The organism is Rubellimicrobium mesophilum DSM 19309, from assembly GCF_000600335.2.
GTDB lineage: Bacteria > Pseudomonadota > Alphaproteobacteria > Rhodobacterales > Rhodobacteraceae > Rubellimicrobium > Rubellimicrobium mesophilum.
Window position 1 is genome coordinate 15,725 of sequence record NZ_KK088593.1, and the last position, 16,743, is coordinate 32,467.

At 70.6% G+C, this 16,743-nt stretch carries 12 protein-coding genes and 2 pseudogenes; 10 read left to right on the plus strand and 4 right to left on the minus strand.

The genetic code is table 11. The annotated features are described in order from the left end of the window. The first annotated feature begins 4 nt into the window (after positions 1-4). Genes hisC through RUMESO_RS16320 form a run of 3 tightly spaced genes read left to right on the plus strand, consistent with a single transcriptional unit; the run spans position 5 to position 3,206 of the window. Positions 5-1,114: a histidinol-phosphate transaminase gene (gene hisC, locus RUMESO_RS16310; RefSeq protein WP_051521404.1), complete on the plus strand. Its 1,110-nt coding sequence runs from the start codon at positions 5-7 to the stop codon at positions 1,112-1,114. Beyond that, positions 1,111-2,031 carry a prephenate/arogenate dehydrogenase family protein gene (locus tag RUMESO_RS16315; protein ID WP_037281639.1) on the plus strand — a complete coding sequence of 307 codons (921 nt, stop codon included), beginning with the start codon at positions 1,111-1,113 and terminating at the stop codon, positions 2,029-2,031. The genes hisC and RUMESO_RS16315 overlap by 4 nt, the downstream gene beginning before the upstream one ends. After that, a complete protein-coding gene (locus RUMESO_RS16320; RefSeq protein WP_051521405.1) occupies positions 2,028-3,206 on the plus strand; it encodes an extensin-like domain-containing protein in 1,179 nt (392 codons plus the stop codon). The genes RUMESO_RS16315 and RUMESO_RS16320 overlap by 4 nt, the downstream gene beginning before the upstream one ends. On the opposite strand, the gene RUMESO_RS16325 is transcribed toward RUMESO_RS16320, so the two are convergent. Continuing rightward, positions 3,203-4,141, minus strand: coding sequence for a DUF2125 domain-containing protein (locus tag RUMESO_RS16325; RefSeq protein ID WP_037281640.1), 939 nt, complete (start codon positions 4,139-4,141; stop codon positions 3,203-3,205). The genes RUMESO_RS16320 and RUMESO_RS16325 overlap by 4 nt on opposite strands. Before the next feature lie 55 nt (positions 4,142-4,196). Here RUMESO_RS16325 and RUMESO_RS16330 point away from each other — a divergent pair. From RUMESO_RS16330 to RUMESO_RS16340, 3 genes and pseudogenes are all read left to right on the plus strand, one after another. Further along, positions 4,197-4,732, plus strand: a pseudogene (locus RUMESO_RS16330) (gamma-glutamylcyclotransferase). A 174-nt stretch (positions 4,733-4,906) separates the two neighbouring features. Then, the gene (locus tag RUMESO_RS16335) at positions 4,907-6,085 is read left to right on the plus strand and encodes a hypothetical protein (protein WP_037281642.1); all 1,179 of its coding nucleotides are present in this window, start codon (positions 4,907-4,909) and stop codon (positions 6,083-6,085) included. 3 nt (positions 6,086-6,088) lie between these two features. Then, positions 6,089-8,368 (plus strand): peptidoglycan -binding protein, encoded by a 2,280-nt coding sequence (locus RUMESO_RS16340; RefSeq protein ID WP_037281643.1) that lies wholly within the window; start codon positions 6,089-6,091, stop codon positions 8,366-8,368. A gap of 484 nt (positions 8,369-8,852) precedes the next feature. Here the strand turns inward: RUMESO_RS16340 and RUMESO_RS16345 are convergent, their stop codons facing one another. The 3 genes and pseudogenes from RUMESO_RS16345 to gloB all read right to left on the minus strand — a co-directional run bounded on the left by RUMESO_RS16345 (position 8,853) and on the right by gloB (position 12,755). Beyond that, positions 8,853-9,272: a DUF6766 family protein gene (locus RUMESO_RS16345; protein WP_051521406.1), complete on the minus strand. Its 420-nt coding sequence runs from the start codon at positions 9,270-9,272 to the stop codon at positions 8,853-8,855. Positions 9,273-9,429: 157 nt separating this feature from the next. Beyond that, positions 9,430-11,760 (minus strand): annotated as a pseudogene (clpA, locus tag RUMESO_RS16350) (ATP-dependent Clp protease ATP-binding subunit ClpA). A gap of 215 nt (positions 11,761-11,975) precedes the next feature. Then, positions 11,976-12,755: a hydroxyacylglutathione hydrolase gene (gene gloB / locus RUMESO_RS16355; protein ID WP_037281644.1), complete on the minus strand. Its 780-nt coding sequence runs from the start codon at positions 12,753-12,755 to the stop codon at positions 11,976-11,978. Positions 12,756-12,833: 78 nt separating this feature from the next. On the opposite strand from gloB, the gene RUMESO_RS16360 reads away from it, so the two are divergent. The 4 genes from RUMESO_RS16360 (at position 12,834) to RUMESO_RS16375 (ending at position 16,734) form a co-directional block, all read left to right on the plus strand. Next, positions 12,834-13,586: a class I SAM-dependent methyltransferase gene (locus RUMESO_RS16360; protein ID WP_037281645.1), complete on the plus strand. Its 753-nt coding sequence runs from the start codon at positions 12,834-12,836 to the stop codon at positions 13,584-13,586. A gap of 169 nt (positions 13,587-13,755) precedes the next feature. After that, positions 13,756-14,316, plus strand: coding sequence for a F0F1 ATP synthase subunit delta (locus RUMESO_RS16365; RefSeq protein ID WP_037281646.1), 561 nt, complete (start codon positions 13,756-13,758; stop codon positions 14,314-14,316). Next, complete coding sequence (atpA, locus tag RUMESO_RS16370) at positions 14,316-15,854, plus strand: F0F1 ATP synthase subunit alpha (protein WP_037281776.1); 1,539 nt, start codon at positions 14,316-14,318, stop codon at positions 15,852-15,854. The genes RUMESO_RS16365 and atpA overlap by 1 nt, the downstream gene beginning before the upstream one ends. Before the next feature lie 13 nt (positions 15,855-15,867). Then, complete coding sequence (locus tag RUMESO_RS16375) at positions 15,868-16,734, plus strand: F0F1 ATP synthase subunit gamma (protein ID WP_037281647.1); 867 nt, start codon at positions 15,868-15,870, stop codon at positions 16,732-16,734. Positions 16,735-16,743: the final 9 nt, after the last annotated feature.

A 16,743-nucleotide genomic window follows, 5' to 3' on the forward strand; every position in this document is an offset into this window, starting at 1 on the left:
CGCTATGACGGCGCGGAAAGGAGAAGCTCCCTTGACCCGGATCGTCCCGCAGCCCGGCATCATGGACATCGCCCTCTACGAGGGCGGCGCCTCGCACCTCGAGGGCAAGACCAACGTCCTGAAGCTCAGCTCCAACGAGAATCCCTTCGGACCGCCGGAGGCGGCCAAGGAGGCTTTCCTCCGCGCCGTCCGCGACCTGCACCGCTATCCGTCGACCGACCACGCCGCCCTTCGCCACGCGATCGGCGAGGTCTGGGGCCTGGAGCCGAGGCGGATCATCTGCGGAGTGGGGTCGGACGAGATCATCCACTTCCTCTGCCAGGCCTATGCCGGCCCAGGCGACGAGGTCGTCCACACCGAGCACGGCTTCGCCATGTACCGAATCTCGGCGCTGGCGGCCGGCGCGACGCCCGTCGAGGTGCCCGAGCGGGAGCGGACCACCGACGTCGATGCGATCCTCGCGGCCTGCTCGGAGAGGACGAAGCTCGTCTTCATCGCCAATCCGAACAACCCGACCGGCACGATGATCGGGATGTCGGAGATCCGCCGGCTCGCCGAGGGCCTCCCGGAGCAGGCCATCCTGGTCCTGGATGGTGCCTATGCGGAGTACGTGGAGGGCTACGACGCCGGCACCTCGCTCATCGCCGAGCGCGACAACGTGGTGATGACGCGGACCTTCTCCAAGATCTATGGGTTGGGCGGGCTGCGGGTCGGCTGGGGCTACGGGCCGCAGGCGATCATCGACAACCTCAACCGCGTGCGCGGGCCCTTCAACCTGTCGAACGCCGCGCTGGTGGCCGCCGAGGCCGCCGTGCGTGACCGCGCCTGGGTGCAGAGGTGCCGGAGCGAGAACGCCCGTTGGCGCGACTGGCTGGCGCGCAAGCTCGCCGAGGTGGGCGTGCCCTCGGACGTGGCGACGGCCAACTTCGTCCTCGCCCGCTTCGCCGACGCGCAGGAGGCCAATGCCTGCGACGAGCATCTGCGGAGCGAGGGGATCATCGTCCGGCGCGTGGCCGGCTACAAGCTGCCCCACTGCCTGCGCATCACCGTGGGCGACGAAGCCTCCTGTCGCCGGGTGGCCCACGCGATCGGCCAGTTCAAGGGCGTCAGGTGATCTACGGACGCGTCGCCCTGATCGGGCTGGGTCTGATCGCCTCCTCGATGGCCCACGCCATGCGTCGCGGGGGCCTGGCCGGGGAGATCGTCGGCTACGCCAGGACCGCCGAGACCCGCGACGTCGCTCGCGAGATCGGGCTTTGCGACCGCGTCGTCGAGACGGCGCGCGAGGCCGTCGAAGGCGCGGACCTCGTCGTCCTCTGCGTTCCGGTGGGGGCCATGGATGCCGTGGCCCGCGAGATCGCCCCCGCGCTCAAGCCCGGCGCGACGTTGAGCGACGTGGGCTCGGTCAAGCGGGCCGTGATCGAGGCGATGGCTCCGCATGTGCCATCGGGGGTCCATTTCGTCCCGGCGCACCCCCTCGCGGGGACGGAATACTCGGGTCCCCGCTCCGGTTTCGCCACGCTCTTCGACAACCGCTGGTGCATCCTGGTCCCCGGCGAAGCGGACCGCGCGGCCGTGGACCGGCTCGGGAGGCTCTGGCGCGGGATGGGCGCCAACGTGGACGAGATGGACGCGGGCCACCACGACCTTGTCCTCGCGGTCGTGTCCCACACGCCGCACCTCATCGCCTACACGATGGTGGGCGTGGCCGAGCACCTGGAGCAGGTCTCGAACAGCGAGGTCATCAAGTATTCGGCCTCCGGCTTCCGCGACTTCACGCGGATCGCCGCCTCGGACCCGACGATGTGGCGCGACGTGTTCCTGACGAACCGGGACGCCACGCTCGATATCCTCGGGCGGTTCACCGAGGAGCTCTTCGTGCTCCAGCGGGCGATCAGGATGGGGGACGGGGCGCAACTGCACGACTACTTCACGCGGACCCGGGCGATCCGGCGCGGGATCGTGGAGGCCGGGCAGGACACGGCCGCGCCGGACTTCGGTCGCGTCCCGGCGCCGGAACCCGGCGGGTGAAGGCCGACGCGGCGGCCCTCCTCGCGTTGGGCCTCCTGCCGGGGCTGGCCTGGGCCGAGGCGCCCGAGACAAGTCCCCGCCCCGAGGTCCGCGCGATTGCGGAGCCGCCCGGGCGCCCCGAGGCGCGGCCGACGGGCGGTGCCGCGCTCGCCATCGAGCTGCATCCCGACGGCTCGCCGCTCGCGCAGGACGTCGCGCCGACCCTGCCAACGGTGCGGCCCGCCGATCCGCTGCCGAGCCCAGGCGCCGAGAGGCTGCCGACCGTCATGCGCGAGGCGCCGCTCCTTGAGGATGATCCGCCACCGCCGCGTCTGGAAGGTCCTCGGGCCATCGTGAGGGCCGAGGAGCTGATGACCGAGCCGCCGCCCGTTCCCGTGACCGTCGGCGGGTGGGAGGGCGCCCCCCCGCCCATCCGTCCGGCCGCAGAGCCGCCTCCATCCGTCCTCCCGGTCCCGGGCCGTCCCCGTTCCAGGCCACAGGCCCCGCAGGACCCGCAGCCGCTGCCCCCGTCCGAGCCCGACGCACCGCCGGCCTATGCGCCCGGTGCCCGCCCGGACGTCCTGCCCGAGGGGCTTGGCTACTCGCCCCTGGCCGTTGCCCGTGCCGTCCTGCCCGCCTCGCGGCCCTCTGGCATCGTCGAGCGCGCGGAGCAGCGGCGGGCCGAGCTCGTGCGCGGGCAGGTCTGCGGCGATCCGGCGATCCAGGGCGAGGTCATCGCCGCGATCCACGCGGGCGGTGGCTGCGGCGTCGAGGAGCCGGTCCTGGTCCGCTCCGTCGACGGCGTGCGCCTGTCGGAACCGGCCACCATGGACTGCGCCACCGCTCAGGCGCTGCTCGACTGGACGCGCGACGGAGCACGGCCGGCGGTAGGCAGCCGGGGCGGCGGGCTGGCGGAGCTGGAGGTCATGGGCAGCTACACCTGCCGGCCCCGAAACAACCAGGCGGGCGCCCGTCTCTCCGAGCACGGGAAGGGCAGGGCCATCGACATCGGCGCGGCGGTCCTTGCCGATGGATCGACCCTCAGCGTCTTGCGCGACTGGCCGGACCCGGCGCTTCGACAGATGCGGGAGGCAGCCTGCGGGACCTTCTCGACGGTCCTGGGCCCGGGCGATCCGTTCCACGACGACCACCTTCACCTCGACACGGCCCGGGGGCGCGGCGCCTACTGTCGCTAGAGCACCCGGGGCGCCTCCAGCAGCACGAGGCCCAGGGCCTCGACCTTCCCATCGGCGAAGGTCACGGGCACCTCGATCCGGTCGCTCCCCTGAGCCATCTGGGCGAGCGCGCCCTCGACGAAGGGCCGCTGCTGCTCGGCCAGGAGCCCCGCCGCCTGGAGAAGGTCGAGCAGGCCCGGCCAGTTCTCGGCCGTCAAGTTGACGGTCCCGGCGAGGTAGCCCTGCGCATCGGGTTCGAGGGTCCCGGACCCGGTCAGCGCCACGTCGCCTTGGGCCAGCCGGACCTCGCGCAAGGCAACGCCCCGGAAGCGCGGTGCGGTGGGCGATCGGAGCTCCAGCGGTGCGTCGAGCGTCACGCGCGCATCGAGCCGCAGGAGGCCGATGTTCGCGCTGACCGTGGCGGGTCGCAGCCCCTCCACCTCCGCGAAGAGGTCGTAGGCGGACCCGCTCCGTGCGGCCCTGGCGGCCAGCCGGTCCATCCCGAACCCCAAGCCGTTCTCGGCCTGGACCGTCGCGAGACCGCTCCCTATCGTTGCCTCGTCGAGAGGGAGGTCGGTAGAGAGGCCCACCGTCGCACTGGCGCGGAGGTCCTTCGCGGAGAGGTCGATCCTCTGCCCCGCAAGGGTGAGCGTCTGGTCCTGCGGCCAGAGGGTGGTGACGCGATTGGGCCTGATGCTGAGCGCCGTGACGCGAAGGAAGGGAGCCTCCCAGATCACGCGCCCGTCCGGCGTCGCGAGCCGCAGGTTCGTCGCGGTCGTGTCGAAGCGCGACGGGAAGCCGGTGGTCGAGAGGTCGGCGTAGTCCACGGAGAAGCCCCGCGCCCGAAGGTCGGCCAGGGCCGCCTCGGCCCTCGACTCGATCTGCCAGGCAACCAGGAACCAGCCCCCCGACAGGAGAGCGAAGAGCGCCGCGATCACTAAGAGCAAGGTCCGCATCGAAATCCTCCCCGACGTCATCTAGATGGGACGAGAAAGGGGAGCCAGCCTCGTGATGAACGGGAACGATCTTTGGGTCTTCGCCTATGGGTCCTTGCTCTGGGATCCGGGGTTCGAGCCGGCGGAGGCCGTCCGGGCGCGGCTCGACGGCTGGCGGCGGAGCTTCTGCATGTGGTCCCACATGTTCCGGGGCAGCGAGGAGGCGCCGGGCCTCGTCCTCGCGCTCGACGCGGACCCGCAGGCCTCCTGCGAGGGCTTGGCGCTGCGGGTGGACCCGGCCGGGAAGAGGAGATCATGGCCACGCTGCGTGGGCGCGAGCTCATCACGAACGCCTACGAGGAGCGAGTCCTCCCCCTGAACCTCGCGGACGGTCGGACGGTCGAGGCCGTGACCTACGTCATCCGCCGCGACCATCCGCAATACGCCTGCGTGGATGCCGAGACCCAGGCCCGCACCATCGCGCGGGCCCGGGGGCAGCGCGGGCCCAACATCGACTATCTCACCCGGACCGCCGCCCGGCTCGTCGAGCATGGCATCCGCGACTCGGAAATCGAGGCGCTCCTGGCGCGCGCCCGGGCGCTGGTCCCCTGATTCACGCCCCTCTTCGGCCCAAGTTCCGCCGCCTTGCCGACCTTTAACCGGGCCGGCGGGACGAGACGAGATGCGCGACCTCTCCGCAGCTTGACATGGCGGGGCTTGGGTTTCCGAGCATCGTCCTCTAGCGTGAACCAACAACCCTGGACAGGCGAGGATCGTAGCCGAGGCATGGACAGACGGGACCCCCAGGCTCCGCCGCACTTCTCGCAGCCTGTGCGCCAGATCGCGCTGATGCTGATCGCCCTCGGTCTGGTGGGCTTTGGTGCCTATGTCGCCTTCCGGACCCTGGAGCGGGTGTTCTTCACGAACGTCTACCTGAATACGGCCATCGCCGTGGTGTTCACGCTGGGGGTGCTGAGCTGCTTCTGGCAGGTCATCCTGCTCATGCGCTCCGTCTCGTGGATCGAGGCCTTCACCAGCTCCGCCCCGGGGGAGCAGCTCCGCGCGCCGCCCTCCCTCCTCGCGCCGCTGGCGGCGCTGCTCCGGTCGCGCGGCGCGCGGCTGCAGCTCACCTCGACCTCGACGCGCACGATCCTCGATTCGGTCGCCACGCGCGTGGACGAGGATCAGGAGGTCACCCGCTACCTCGCCAGCACGCTGATCTTCCTGGGCCTGCTCGGCACCTTCTATGGCCTCGCCACGACGGTCCCCGCGCTGGTGGAGACGATCCGGTCGCTGACGCCGCAGGAGGGCGAGACGGGCGCCGACATCTTCGCGCGGCTGCAGGCCGGGCTGGAGACGCAGCTCGGCGGCATGGGCACGGCCTTCTCCTCCTCGCTGCTGGGCCTTGCCGGATCGCTGATCGTCGGACTGCTGGAGCTCTTCGCCGGGCACGGGCAGGGGCGCTTCTACCGCGAGCTGGAGGAATGGCTGTCCTCGGTCACGCGGGTCGGGCTGTCGGGTGAGGAGGGGGGATCGGCCGAGGGATCGATCCTGGGGCAGGTCGTGGACGCCATGGCCGAGCAGATGGAATCGCTCCAGCGGATGTTCACGCAGGGCGACCTCGCGCGGGCGCAGACGGACCGGCGTCTCGGGGACCTCGCCATCGCCGTGGGGCAGCTCGCGCAGAAGATCGAGGAGCGCGACACGGGGCCGGCGCTGGCGCGGCTGGCCGAAGGGCAGGAGCGGATGATCGTGGCGCTGGAGAGGCTCGGCGCACATCTCGCCGAAGGCGGCTCGGACCCGGAGGCGCGGATGCGGCTGCGGTCCATCGACGTGCAGCTCCTCCGCATCCTGGAGGAGATCTCGGCCGGGCGGCAGGAGAGCATGGCGGAGCTTCGCGCCGACCTCGGCAACCTGGCCCGGTCCCTGCGCGGCGGCGCGCGGGTCGGCACCGAGGCGCGCTAGGCCATGCTGCGGGCGCGCCGGCGCGGCGGCCACCCGATGACCTGGCCCGGCTTCGTGGACGCGATGACGGGGCTGCTCCTCGTCCTCATGTTCGTGCTCACCATCTTCACGGTCGTGCAGTTCACCCTGCGCGACCAGATCAGCGGGCAGCAATCCAGGCTCGACCAGCTCTCGGCCGAGGTCGCGCAGCTCACCGAGGTGCTGGGCCTGTCGCAGGATCGCGAGGCGGCGCTGACGGAGGACTTGTCCGAGGCCAACAGCCGGAGCGAGGAGCAGGCCTCGCTCATCGACTCCCTGACGCGGCAGCGCGACGCCACGGCGGCCGAGCTGTCGGACGCGCAGACCCGCATCACGGGCTTCGAGGCGCAGGTCGCGAGCCTGATCGCCGACAAGCAGGAGGCCGAAGGGCGCGTCGCGAGTCTGGAGCAGGAGACGGCCCGTCAGACGGACGAGGCCGAGGCGCTGAACCTCGCGCTCGCCTCGGCGCGGGAGGAGATCAGCGCGGGCGAGGAACAGGCCCGGCTCGCCGCCGCGCGGCGCGAGGCCTTGGAGACGCTGATCCGTTCGCTCCAGAACCGGACCGCCACGGACGGGGAGTCGATGGCCGACTCGCGGCAGGCGCTCAGCGATGCGGATGCGCAGCGGGCGGTCGAGGCCGCCGCCGCGCAGGAGCTGCGGGACCGGCTCCAGAACTCCGACGCCGAGCTGACCGCGATGACGCTGCGGCTGGAGGAGGAGCGGAAGAAGGCCGAGGAGACGCTGACCATGCTCGCCGCCGCGCAGTCGGCGCGGGACGACCTCGACACGCAGCTCGCGGCGGCGATCCTGGCCCGGCATCAGGCGGAGCAGCGGGCGTCCGACGCCGAGGCGAGGGGCGAGGATCTCGATGCACGGTTGTTGGCGGCGCTGAGCCTCCAGTCGAACACCGAGGCCGAGCTGCAGGCCGCCCGGGAGGCCCTGGAAGCCGCACGATCGCAAGGGGCGGACCTGTCCACTCAACTGGCGGCCTCCCTGTCGGCGCGGGAGCTGTCGGCCGGCAACCTCGAGGCGGCGAAGGCGGCGCTCGAGGCGGCGTTGGACGAGGCGCAGGTCGGTCGGGAGGAGGCGGAGCGACGGCTGGCCCAGGCGGTGCTCGCGCGGGACGCGGCCGAGGCGCAGCGGCAGGAGACCGAAGCGCGCCTCGCCAACCTGGAGGCGCAGGGGCGCGCGTCCGCCGAGGCACAGGCACAGGCCGAGGCCGAGCGAGGCGACGCCCAGGAACGGCTCGCACGGGAGATCGCGGCGCGGGAGGCGGCGGAGGCGGAGCTCGCGCGGGTGCAGGGGCAGCAGGACGACCTGTCGTCCCGGCTGGCCGACGCGCTCCTGCGCCAGCAGCAGGCCGAGGAGGCGGCGCAGGCCAGTGCCGGCGACGATGCGGATCTGCGCGCGCGGCTCGCGGATGCGCTGGAGCGGGTGGCGGCGGCCGAATCCTCCTCGCAGGAGGCCATGAGCGAGTCCGAGCGGCAGGCGGCGCTCCTCGCGACGGCGCAGGGGCAGCTTCGGGATCAGGAGACGCTGTCCGACGAGAGCCAGCGCCAGGTGGCGGCGCTCAATGCCCAGGTGGCGGATCTGAGGAACCAGATGGGCACGCTGCAGGCGCTGCTCGATGTCGCGAAGGACGAGGACCAGCAGGCGCAGGTGCAGATCGAGTCGCTGGGCAGCGAGCTCAACACCGCCTTGGCCCGCGTCGCGGCCGAGCAGCGACGCCGGGCCGAGCTCGAGGAGGCGGAGCGGCAACGGGCGGAGCAGGAGGCGCAGCGGCTGGCGGCGGAGGCGCAGGACCTCGAGAGCTACAAGTCCGAGTTCTTCGGCAACATGCGGCGGCTGGTCGAGGGGCGCGAGGGCATCCAGGTCGTCGGCGACCGCTTCGTCTTCTCCTCCGAGGTGCTGTTCCCGCCGGGGAGCGCGACGCTGTCGCCCGCTGGGCGCGAGCAGATCGGGCGCGTGGCGGGCCTCCTGCGCGAGATCTCGGACCAGATCCCGCCGGGGATCAATTGGGTCATCCAGGTGGATGGACATACCGACGACGTTCCGGTGACCCGTGGCGGGCCGTTCCGCGACAACTGGGAGTTGAGCCAGGCGCGCGCGCTGTCGGTCGTCCGGGAGATGAGCGAGGTCGAGGGCATCCCGCCCGAGCACCTGTCGGCGAACGGCTATGGCGAGTTCCAGCCCATCGACACCAGCGGCACGCCCGAGGGTCGGGCGCGCAACCGGCGGATCGAGATCAAGCTGACGGAACGATAGGGTCATGGGCGGCTCCGGCGGAGGGTTCTGATGGCGGACCATTGAGGGCCTGTTGCAGACCACTGTGCCGGAGAAAGCTTAACGAATTGCGTGACCACCGTTCGGTGGGGGGGTGGCGCGACGCAACACCCGGGCGGTAAACCCATGATGCGGCTCGGAAACCGCTGGCCGGTGGGTGTTGCGTCGAGGGATGGCGAGGCGTGGCGAATCAGGCTGCGGGGGGTGGAATCTATGTGGGGAGCGCCAGGCGGGGAGGGGTCGACGCATGGGTCGCGCGATCCTGGGGCGGGCTGGACCCACGTGACGGGCAGGTGCCAGTCATGTCGCGCCCCGTCCGCTGAGCGCCCCCAGCGGGTGATTCCGGCAGCGGCTTCGTAGGGCCGGCTTCAGCCCGCCAAGCCCTGATCGCCAGGTTCGGGCAGGCGGCAGAGGTCGCGCGGCGGGCTGGGGCTCTCCGTATGCGATTGTGCTGTCTGCCGCCGGTTCATGCCACCGGCTCGCCCTTGTCGAAGCGCGCGTCGAGCTCCGCGAGGATGCGGTCCGCGTCCTTGGGGCTCACGGCGCGGAGGATCGCGTCGATCTTCTCCTCGAGCCGGTCGTCCTCCTCGCGCGATTGCGGGGAGCCGACGTGGAGGAGCAGGGAGAGCCCGGCGACCTGCCAGATGAGCTGCAGGAACTCGGACTGCCAGTTCTCTAGGGTGTCGCGGCCGGTCTCCAGCAGGTAGCCCTTGAGCTCGGGCTCCTGGCCGTGGGTGCGCTGGTCCTCGGCGTAGGCGCCCCAGGCGAGCGCCCAGTGGCCGACGAGCGACGCCGCGAACAGGACCGCCGTGACCCAGGTGTAGCCGTAGCGCTTCCAGATGGAGAAGTGCTTGACCGGGGGCTTGGTGATCTGCGCTGCGGACATGGTGTCGTCCTCCTTCTACTTAGCCGCAGAAGGAATGGACGTTGCCCGAACGCGGTTCCCGGATCGGCTTGGGGACAAGCCCTTGGTGGGCAAGGGCGCTGGTCCCGGAATGCAGAGCGCCGCCCCGGGGGGCGGCGCTCGCTTGGGTTCGGGGACCTTACTCGGCCGTCAGAAGGGGCGGCTTGCTTCCCGCGAGGCGGGGCGCGGAAGGCTCGTCGTATTGAAGGTCGAGCTTGTCGTCCTTGACCCGACGCGGACCACGCCGCCCTTGGTGAGCTTGCCGAAGAGAAGCTCCTCGGCGAGCGGCTTCTTGATGTGCTCCTGGATCACGCGGCCCAGGACGACGCGCGCCCATCTTGTCGTCGTAGCCCTTCTCGCCCAGCCAGTCGGCGGCCTCGGGCGAGAGCTCGATGTGGACGTGGCGGTCCATGAGCTGCGCCTCGAGCTGGAGGACGAACTTCTCCACGACCTGGTGGATGACCTCCTTGGAGAGGGGCGCGAAGGAGATGGTCGCGTCGAGACGGTTGCGGAACTCGGGCGTGAACATCCGCTCGATGGCGGCGGTGTCCTCGCCCTCGCGGCGGTCGCGGCCGAAGCCGATGGCGGCCTTGGCCATGTCCGCCGCACCCGCGTTCGACGTCATGATGAGGATCACGTTGCGGAAGTCCACCGCCCGGCCGTTGTGGTCGGTGAGCTTGCCGTGGTCCATCACCTGCAGGAGGATGTTGTAGACGTCCGGGTGCGCCTTCTCGATCTCGTCGAGGAGGAGCACGCAATGCGGGTGCTGGTCCACCCCGTCCGTGAGCATCCCGCCCTGGTCGAAGCCGACATAGCCCGGAGGCGCGCCGATCAGCCGCGAGACCGCGTGCTTCTCCATGTACTCGGACATGTCGAAGCGCAGGAGCTCCACGCCCAGCGTGTCCGCCAGTTGCTTGGCGACCTCGGTCTTGCCGACGCCGGTGGGGCCGGCGAAGAGGTAGTTGCCGATGGGCTTCTCGGGCTCGCGCAGGCCGGCGCGGGCGAGCTTGATAGCCGAGGACAGCGCCTCGATGGCGGCGTCCTGGCCGAAGACCACGCGCTTCAGGGCGCCTTCGAGATCCTTGAGGACCTCGGCGTCGTCCTTGGACACGTTCTTGGGCGGGATCCGGGCGATCTTGGCCACGACGGCCTCGATCTCCTTGATGCCGATGGTCTTCTTCTTGCGCGAGTCGGGCAGGAGGTGCTGCGCCGCGCCCGCCTCGTCGATGACGTCGATCGCCTTGTCGGGGAGCTTGCGGTCGTTGATGTAGCGGGCCGACAGCTCCACGGCGGTGCGGATGGCGTCGCCGGTGTACTTGATGCCGTGATGCTCCTCGAAGTAGGGCTTGAGGCCCTTGAGGATCTTCACGCTGTCCTCGACCGAAGGCTCGTTCACGTCGATCTTCTGGAAGCGCCGCGACAGGGCGCGGTCCTTCTCGAAGTGCTGGCGGAACTCCTTGTAGGTGGTCGAGCCCATGCAGCGCAGCTTGCCGCCCTGCAGCGCAGGCTTGAGGAGGTTCGACGCGTCCATCGCGCCGCCGGAGGTCGCGCCGGCGCCGATCACGGTGTGGATCTCGTCGATGAAGAGGACGGCGTCAGGGTGGCCCTCAAGCTCGCTCACCACGGACTTGAGACGCTCCTCGAAGTCGCCGCGGTAGCGGGTGCCCGCGAGCAGCGCGCCCATGTCGAGCGAGAAGATCGTCGCGCCCGAGAGGACGTCCGGCACCTCGCCCTGAACGATCTTCCAGGCGAGCCCCTCGGCGATGGCGGTCTTGCCCACGCCGGGGTCGCCGACGAGGAGCGGGTTGTTCTTGCGCCGCCGGCAGAGGACCTGGATGCAGCGCTCCACCTCCTCGTCGCGGCCGATGAGGGGGTCCACATCGCCCTTGCGGGCCTTGGCGTTGAGGTCGACGCAGTACTTGGACAGGGCGCTCTCCTTGTCGTCGGACGAGTCTGACTTTTCGTGGTCTTCGTTCTTGGACGAGGAGGAATCGGCGCCCTTGACGGGGCGATGCTCCCCGAAGGCGGGATCCTTGGCGACGCCGTGCGCGATGAAGTTCACCGCGTCGTAGCGCGTCATGTCCTGCTCCTGCAGGAAGTAGGCGGCGTTCGACTCCCGCTCGGCGAAGATCGCGACGAGGACGTTCGCGCCGGTGACCTCGGTGCGGCCGGAGGACTGGACGTGGATGGCGGCCCGCTGGATCACGCGCTGGAAGGCGGCGGTCGGGACGGCCTCGGACCCCTCGACGTCGGTGACGAGGGTGGAGAGGTCGTCGTCGATGAAGTCCTCGAGGTTCTTCCTGAGGGCGCCGAGATCGACCGAGCAGGCCCGCATGACGCGCGCCGCGTCGGGCTCGTCGATGAGGGCGAGGAGCAGGTGTTCGAGGGTGGCGAGTTCGTGGCGCTTGCCGTTGGCGATGGCCAGCGCCTGGTGGATGGACTGCTCGAGTGTGGTCGAGAAAGACGGCACTTGTCGTGCTCCTCTAACGGCGGCGGGCGGGGGGTCTGGCCCCGTTCCACCATGGGCCTCTTGGGATTAAAGATCGGTGTTTGCGCCCGCGCTTCAAGCGCTTTTTTGAAACAGACCGATCACGATCCCATGGGTGGGGAAACCTTGCGCCGGTGAGGGCGGGCAGGTCCTTCGGGACGGGCAACGCGAGGGTGCGGGTGCCCGTTCCTTGGGCATCAGCGGAAGCTGTCCTTGGCGGACCGGATGGCGCCGAAGACCTCGGCGTCGGGTCGGTCCGACATCCCCATCGCGGATTTAAGGGCCGGGTCGTCGGCGCGCAAGAAGGGGTTGGTCTCGATCTCCTCCCGGAGCGAGGAGGGCACGGTCGGCTCGTTGCGCGAGCGCGCGGCGCGGACCCGGGCCACGCGGTCGCGCAGGCGGTCGTTGTCGCCATCCACGGTGAGGGCGAAGCGGCCGTTCGCCTCGGTGTATTCGTGGCCGGAGCAGACCGTCGTGTCGGGCGGCAGGGCGCGGAGCCTGAGGAGCGAGTCCCACATCTGCTGGGCGGTTCCCTCGAAGAGCCGGCCGCAGCCCAGGGCCATCAGCGTGTCGGCGGTGAAGGCGAGGGCCGAGCGGGCGAAGTGGTAGGAGACGTGGCCGACCGTGTGGCCGGGGGTGTCGATCACCGTCACCGCCTCGCCGCAGACCTCCAGCGGGTCGCCGGGGAGGATCGCGAGGTCGAGAGGCGGCAGGCGGTGGCGGTCGGCGGCGTTGCCGATGACGCGGGCGCCCTCGCGCAGGGCCTCGACGGCCTGGACGTGGTCGGCGTGGTGGTGGGTGATGAGGATGTCGTCGAGCCGCCAGCCCCGGCGGTCGAGCTCGGCCCGGATGGGCGCGGCCTCGGGGGCATCCACGAGGGCGGTCCGGCGGGTCGATCCGTCGTGAAGCAGGAAGGCATAGTTGTCCTGGAGGCACGGCACGGTGACGAGCGTGAGCGGAGCGTGATCGTCGGGCATGGCGGGGGCGCCTCCTGTTGGCTTAAGCTCGGTCCGATCCTGCCCCGGGAGACTTCGGCCCGCAATGCGGCCCATCTGATGCATCTGGACGTGACCGAGCTGCGCGACTTCTACTACCGCAGCGCCCTGGGGCGCGCGGCGCAGAGGGTCATCCGCGACGAGCTCCTGAAGCTCTGGCCCGAATCTAAGGGGCAGGCGGTCGCGGGCTACGGCTTCGCGGTGCCGCTCCTGCGGCCCTACCTCGCGCAGGCGCGGCGGGTGATCGGGCTGATGCCGGGGCCGCAGGGGGTGATGCCCTGGCCCGCCGGGCAGCCCAACGTCGCGCTCCTCTGCGAGGAGACGCTCTGGCCGATCTCGACGGGCTTCGTCGACAAGCTCGTGGTCATGCACGGGTTGGAGGTGAGCGAGCACCCGTCCGCGCTGCTGGAGGAGTGCTGGCGCGTGCTGGGGCCGGGGGGACGGGCGGTCTTCGTGGTGCCGAACCGGGCCGGGCTCTGGTCGCGGACGGATGCGACGCCCTTCGGCTACGGGCGCCCCTACACCATGGGCCAGCTCGAATCCGTGCTGCGGGATCATCGGTTCACCACCGAGCGCGCGGTCGCCACGCTTCACCAGCCGCCGTCGACCCACAAGTTCTGGCGGCGGGTCGGCGGCGTGATGGAAGGCGTGGGGCGCCGACTGCCCGGGTCGATCGCGGGCGGCGTCCTGATGCTGGAGGTCGCCAAGCAGGTCGCGGCCCCCACCCGGCCGGGGCTTGCGGAGGCCGTGCGCCGGCCCCGGCTGGTTCCCAACGGGATGCCCGCCCCGGCCGGCCGGTCGCCCGCCTCCTGACGGCGCGCCGCGGAGGTCGAAAATGCGCCTCCGAGCCGGTTGCGGGCTGGGGAGCCCTCTGCTAGATGCGCCCGCGAACGAACCCCTCCGCCGGGGCGGACCCGGACGGAGGCTTTGCCATAGGAATCGACCGGGCAGGGCGGGGGCCAACGACAACGGAAGGGTGGACGTGTCCGAACCAGCTTCGATCTCGACCGGCATCGCAGGCCGCTATGCCCAGGCCGTCTTCGACCTCGCAAGGGAAGAGGGCATGCTTCCGGCCCTGGAGGCCGACATCGGCGCGCTCGAATCCGCGCTTGCCGACAGCGCCGACCTGCGCGCGCTGATCTCCTCGCCGATCTACTCGCGCGACGAGCAGGGGAACGCCATCCTCGCCATCGGCGACCGCATGGGCCTCACGCCCGTGATGCGCAACGTGCTCGGGCTCATGGCGCAGAAGCGCCGTCTCTTCGTGCTGCCGAACCTGCTGGCTGCGCTGCGGACCCGTCTCGCGGACGCGCGGGGCGAGGTCGCGGCCGAGGTGACTTCGGCCCAGCCGCTCAGCCCCGAGCAGGCGCAACAACTCGCGGACACGCTGTCGGCCCAGGCCGGCAAGGCCGTCCGGCTCCAGACCAGGGTGGACCCGTCGCTGATCGGCGGGCTCGTCGTAAGGCTCGGCTCGCGCATGATCGACACCTCGATCCGCGCGAAGCTCGGCCAACTGCAGAACATGATGAAAGAGGTGGGATGATGGCGATTCAGGCGGCCGAGATTTCGGCGATCCTTCGGGACCAGATCAGGAACTTCGGCCGCGAGGCGGAGGTGGCCGAGGTCGGCCGGGTGCTGTCGGTGGGCGACGGCATCGCGCGCGTCTACGGCCTCGACAACATCCAGGCCGGCGAGATGGTCGAGTTTCCCGGCGGCATCCAGGGGATGGCTCTGAACCTGGAAACGGACAACGTCGGCTGCGTGATCTTCGGCTCGGACCGGGACATCAAGGAAGGGGACGTCGTCAAGCGCACCCAGTCCATCGTGTCGGTGCCCGCCGGCGAGGCGCTGCTCGGCCGGGTCGTTGACGGCCTCGGCAATCCCATCGACGGCAAGGGCCCCATCGCCACCACGGAGCGTCGCGTCGCCGACGTCAAGGCGCCGGGCATCATCCCCCGCCGCTCGGTGCACGAGCCGATGGCGACCGGCCTCAAGTCCGTGGACGCCATGATCCCGATCGGCCGCGGCCAGCGCGAGCTCATCATCGGCGACCGCCAGACCGGCAAGTCGGCGATCATCCTCGACACGATCCTGAACCAGAAGGTCTACAACGAGGCCGCCGGGGACGACGAGTCGAAGAAGCTCTACTGCGTCTACGTGGCCGTGGGCCAGAAGCGCTCGACCGTGGCGCAGTTCGTTCGTCGCCTCGAGGAATCGGGCGCGATGGCCTACTCGATCGTCGTGGCCGCGACCGCCTCGGACCCGGCGCCGATGCAGTTCCTCGCGCCCTACTCCGCGACCGCCATGGCGGGATACTTCCGCGACAACGGCCGCCACGCGGTGATCTTCTACGACGACCTGTCCAAGCAGGCCGTGGCCTACCGCCAGATGTCGCTCCTGCTGCGCCGTCCGCCGGGCCGCGAAGCCTATCCGGGCGACGTGTTCTACCTCCACTCCCGCCTGCTGGAGCGGTCCGCGAAGCTCAACGCCGAGAACGGCTCGGGCTCGCTGACGGCGCTGCCGGTGGTGGAGACCCAGGCCGGTGACATCTCGGCCTACATCCCGACCAACGTGATCTCGATCACCGACGGCCAGATCTTCCTCGAGTCCGAGCTGTTCTACCAGGGCATCCGTCCGGCGGTGAACACCGGCCTCTCGGTGTCGCGGGTGGGCTCCTCGGCCCAGACCAAGGCGATGAAGTCGGTGGCCGGCCCGGTGAAGCTGGAGCTCGCGCAGTACCGCGAGATGGCCGCCTTCGCGCAGTTCGGCTCGGACCTCGACGCCTCGACCCAGCAACTGCTGAACCGGGGCGCGCGCCTGACCGAGCTGATGAAGCAGCCGCAATACTCGCCGCTGACCAACGCCGAGATCGTGGCGGTGATCTACGCGGGCACCAAGGGCTACCTCGACAAGCTCCCCGTCGCCGACGTGGGCCGCTTCGAGGCCGGGCTCCTCGGCCATCTGCGCAACCGTCGCCGCGACGTGCTCGACATGATCTCGACGCAGGACCCGAAGATCGCAGGCGAGGCGGAAGCGACGCTCCGCGGCGCGATCGACGAGTTCGCGCGCGACTTCGCCTGAGGGACGGTAGGGGATGCCCAGCCTTAAGGACCTGAAGAACCGCATCGCCTCGGTGAAATCCACGCGGAAGATCACCAAGGCGATGCAGATGGTGGCGGCGGCGAAGCTCCGTCGCGCCCAGGACGCCGCCGAGGCCGCGCGTCCCTACACGGAACGGTTCAACGCCGTAATGGCGGGGCTCGCGGCGTCGGCCGCATCCTCGCCCACCGCGCCCCGGCTTCTGGCCGGGACGGGACGGGACGACGTGCATCTGCTGGTCGTCATGACCTCGGAGCGGGGCCTCTGCGGGGGCTTCAACTCCACCATCGCCCGGCTGGCGCGCCAGCGGGCGGAGGAGCTGCTGCGCCAGGGCAAGACCGTGAAGATCCTGACGGTCGGCAAGAAGGGCCGCGAGGCGCTCAAGCGCGACCACGCGCAGCGGTTCGTCAACCACGTGGACCTCTCGGCCGAGAAGCGGATGGGCTACGACGTGGCCCAGCGGATCGCGCGCGACATCATCCACCGCTTCGAGGCGGGCGAGTTCGACGTGGCGACGATCTTCTACAACCGCTTCCAGTCGGTGATCTCGCAGGTGCCGACCGCAAGGCAGGTCATCCCGGCGAGCTTCGAGGAGACCAGCGTCTCGCCGCTCTACGAGTACGAGCCGCATGAGGAAGGCATCTTGGGCGACCTGCTGCCGCGCGGCGTGGCCACCCAGGTCTTCTCGGCGCTGCTGGAGAACGGCGCCTCGGAGCAGGGGGCCCGGATGTCGGCCATGGACAGCGCCACGCGCAACGCGGGTGACATGATCGACCGGCTGACGATCCAGTACAACCGCAGCCGCCAGGCCTCGATCACCAAGGAACTCATCGAAATCATCTCGGGCGCCGAGGCGCTCTGACCCAAGGGT

Bases quoted from the DNA above. Each gene is read 5' to 3' on its own strand.
- RUMESO_RS16345 (WP_051521406.1), bottom strand. From the start codon at position 9,272: ATGTCCGCAGCGCAGATCACCAAGCCCCCGGTCAAGCACTTCTCCATC.
- RUMESO_RS16325 (WP_037281640.1), bottom strand. From the start codon at position 4,141: ATGCGGACCTTGCTCTTAGTGATCGCGGCGCTCTTCGCTCTCCTGTCG.
- gloB (WP_037281644.1), bottom strand. From the start codon at position 12,755: ATGCCCGACGATCACGCTCCGCTCACGCTCGTCACCGTGCCGTGCCTC.
- atpA (WP_037281776.1), top strand. From the start codon at position 14,316: ATGGCGATTCAGGCGGCCGAGATTTCGGCGATCCTTCGGGACCAGATC.
- RUMESO_RS16375 (WP_037281647.1), top strand. From the start codon at position 15,868: ATGCCCAGCCTTAAGGACCTGAAGAACCGCATCGCCTCGGTGAAATCC.
- hisC (WP_051521404.1), top strand. From the start codon at position 5: ATGACGGCGCGGAAAGGAGAAGCTCCCTTGACCCGGATCGTCCCGCAG.
- RUMESO_RS16335 (WP_037281642.1), top strand. From the start codon at position 4,907: ATGGACAGACGGGACCCCCAGGCTCCGCCGCACTTCTCGCAGCCTGTG.
- RUMESO_RS16340 (WP_037281643.1), top strand. From the start codon at position 6,089: ATGCTGCGGGCGCGCCGGCGCGGCGGCCACCCGATGACCTGGCCCGGC.
- RUMESO_RS16360 (WP_037281645.1), top strand. From the start codon at position 12,834: ATGCATCTGGACGTGACCGAGCTGCGCGACTTCTACTACCGCAGCGCC.